Genomic DNA, 3164 nt, shown 5'->3' with positions numbered 1-3164 from the left:
AGTTAGCGGGTACAACTCAGCAACAGGGCATGGCACCTTTTCGGATTCCCCATTACCTGTGTTGAACTTCAGAGCATTTACTGCTTTGACGTTTGGCACAGGTTTTTTGTTGCTCACAAAAAGGAGCAGGCCATGGAAAAGAAAGAAGTGCAAGCAGTGCCTAATATCCTCCCGGAAAGCGGTCTTGTGAGATTATCGCAGATCGTGGGTGACAGGAAAAACGGGATACCGCCGATTAGCCGAAGCGACGGACCCGACTGACGAGGCATCGCTTGTAAAGGCCATCGACGAATTTAATGCGTTGGGGAATATGTATGATCTAAAAGGCGGCTTCTTTTCCGCGCTGCGTGCCAAAGTGCCCTTTGCTGCCCGCGGTCAATACGTTCGCAATGTGGCCAATCTGGAGCATCTGTTTTTCTACTGGAAATTCGCAGAACTGAAAGATGCGAAGGAAGCCTGGGGCTGATCATCCGCGGCGCTTGCTGGTGTCTATAGGAGCCTGGCACAGCCTCTAGTTCTTGCTCACGCCGATGATTTGGTCGATGACGGTCGATTCTCGGGGTCGAACATCAAGGAGATATCCGAGTTTACGGGCGTGCCCATGGCCGAACTCGTCGTTGAGTTGATAAAGGTCTTTTCACGTCCTGATAGCACAGTCGCCGGATCTGTATGGCTTGCGTTCGCAAATTTCATATGCCCGGAAGCGGATGAAGGGCAGGGGCAGCTTGCCCTGAAGCGTCTCCTATCGAGTGACTCGGCACGGATTGCCGACAACGTAACAGACGGTCCGTGGAAAGCTGGCTGCTACCCAGCAAATAACTTCGCCGAAATAGCTGCAGGGCTAATATGGCGTGTCATCGGTTCGCCCCATGCGGTTGACAGATGGCGCGCCGCTCACTGCATACGCCGGTTTGCAAAGTTTGGGCGCTGGGACATTGTCGACAAAATTGTTGCCGCCTTCGACACGAAGAATGCTGAACCGTTTCAGGCACAAGAGTTCGTGTTCTACTACCTGCATGCACGGCTTTGGCTTTTGATCACCCTGGCGCGGATGGCTATCGACCATCCCGATCAGGTGGCGCGTTACAAGGATCTACTCCTGGCTGGCATCATGGAAAAAGACGAGCCGCATGTGCTTATGCGCCACTTTGCCGCCAAAGCGCTTATTGCCTGTGTAGATCGCAGCAAACTAGTGCTTGACTCAGCCACGCTCAAGATTGTGCGTAATGCCGACAAGTCCCAGCGTCCGCGTTTACGAAAGAAGGTCCGCAATGGCGGCGGTTTCTATCAGGGTCGTCCGAAATCAGTACCCGAACCGTCCTTTCGGTTCCATCTGGAGTATGACTTTAATAAGCATGACGTTGATAACCTTGGACGTATCTTCGGCAAGGGCTGCTGGGAAGTTGATGACATGATGTCAAGCATCGTACAAAAGATTGATCCGTCAATGACGCACATGTATGAGGATGGTGGCCGCGAGTCCCGCGGGCAAAATTCTCATGGAATAACGCCCCGCTTTCACGGCTATGGGCAACAACTCGGGTGGCATGCTCTATTTATTGCAGCAGCCAAGCTGCTTGTCGCTCATCCTGTAACCAACGACGGGTGGTACGGGGACGACCCGTGGACAGAGTGGGTTGGCCGCTACGTGCTTACGCGCAAGGATGGATTGTGGTTATCCGATGGAACAGGCAGGACGCCTGATGACGCCTCTGTGAGGCTGCTTGAATCTAAGAAGAAGGGGCTCGCGATAATCGGCGATCAGAAGAAGATCTTAGCGCTTGCCTGCGTAGATATTGAGAAAGGGCTTGGTAAAGAACTGATTGTTCAGGGCAGATGGTATTCATCCGATGGTGTTGAAATCGGAATATCCTCTGTGCTTGTTCCACCCAAAAAGGCCGAGCAGTTTGCAAGAAAGCTCATTCACGAAAAGCCTATACGGGCATGGGTGCCTGCTTTACAGGGCGGCGAACATGATGACGAATATCTGCGCAGCGATAAGAAAGAGTTCTCGCCTTGGATCGTTTGTCCGTCCGGCGAGGCCCAGTTGGATGAACATGATCCGTATGGCGTTTCGATTGCCAATGTTCGGCCACGTCTTGCTCAAGAATATTCGGAGTTCTGCGAGCTGACACGGAGAGATGCATTCGGATGCTTCGGGAATAACAAGCGAGGGACGTTTTCACTTCGAGCCGAAGCCTGGGGACGCGATGAAACCAACCGTGAAGATGGCCCTCATCCGGGACTGCGGCTTTTATGCACATCAAGCGTACTTAAGAAGGTGCTGACGAATTATGATAGGGAGTTGCTATTGCTCTTCAAACTTCAACGCTATGAGAGAGATACCTATCGAAGCAGCGGGCGGTTTTCGCATTCTATCGGTGTAGTGCTGATTGATAAGGCGCTCAACGTTAAGTACTTCAAGGGTCGCGTGAACTATCCGAACAAGTCGGACTGGTAGAAGTAGGTGGTAATGGATTGCATAACCCACGTTTACAAGGATGGCAGGTCTTTAAGCTTTTCTGTTTTACGACTGACAACCATGATGTCTAAAACCGCCGCTGTTCTCCCGGCCCGTTATTCACGAGGTAATAAATGGAAAAGCACTATCTGAAATCATCATTCCGAGAAAAACTCATCGAGCATTTATTCATTGGTGAGTTATTGAAACTTTCATGGATTGAAGGCGGATGTTCGTTGGAAATAGCAAAACCAGAAGTCGATAATCGAGGGTACGATCTAATCGCAGAGCAAAATGGCGTGATTCGTCATGTCCAGCTCAAGGCAGCGCACCTCGATGCAAAAGCAGTAAAGCAGAAGGTGCATACTGCTCTGTCTAGTAAGCCCTCTGGCTGTGTTGTGTGGGTGTACTTTGACGATAAGACGCTAGACTTAGGACCGTTTCTGTTTTTTGGTGGTTCGTTTGGATCGCCTCTGCCAAGCATAGAGGAGTTCAAAGTAGCAAAGCATACAAAAGCAAATGCCGAAGGGGTTAAGGCGGAACGTCCTGAAATTCGCGAAATACCAAAAGCCAAATTCGAAAGGTATTCAACGGTGCAAGAAATATATGATCGGTTGTTCAAAATCGCATAAGTAACGACACCAATCTGGCAATAAGCACGGCTTTCCTTTTCGCAGCCACATTTGAGGGGTGCCATTTGCTC

The 3164-nt window shown here is 50.6% G+C and carries 3 protein-coding genes; all 3 read left to right on the top strand.

Annotated elements, in window-relative coordinates:
- Positions 1–208: 208 nt before the first annotated feature.
- Positions 209–466: a hypothetical protein gene (locus tag WCO51_11620; protein MEI6513903.1), complete on the top strand. Its 258-nt coding sequence runs from the start codon at positions 209–211 to the stop codon at positions 464–466.
- 135 nt (positions 467–601) lie between these two features.
- Positions 602–2461: a hypothetical protein gene (locus WCO51_11615; protein ID MEI6513902.1), complete on the top strand. Its 1860-nt coding sequence runs from the start codon at positions 602–604 to the stop codon at positions 2459–2461.
- A gap of 134 nt (positions 2462–2595) precedes the next feature.
- Positions 2596–3093, top strand: a complete 498-nt coding sequence (locus WCO51_11610; GenBank protein ID MEI6513901.1) for a hypothetical protein — start codon at positions 2596–2598, stop codon at positions 3091–3093.
- The last annotated feature ends 71 nt before the right edge of the window (positions 3094–3164 follow it).

Source organism: bacterium (genome assembly GCA_037131655.1).
Lineage (GTDB): Bacteria > Armatimonadota > Fimbriimonadia > Fimbriimonadales > JBAXQP01 > JBAXQP01.
The sequence above is the reverse complement of the archived record's forward strand: the minus strand, read 5'-3'. Positions and strand labels throughout refer to the sequence as shown.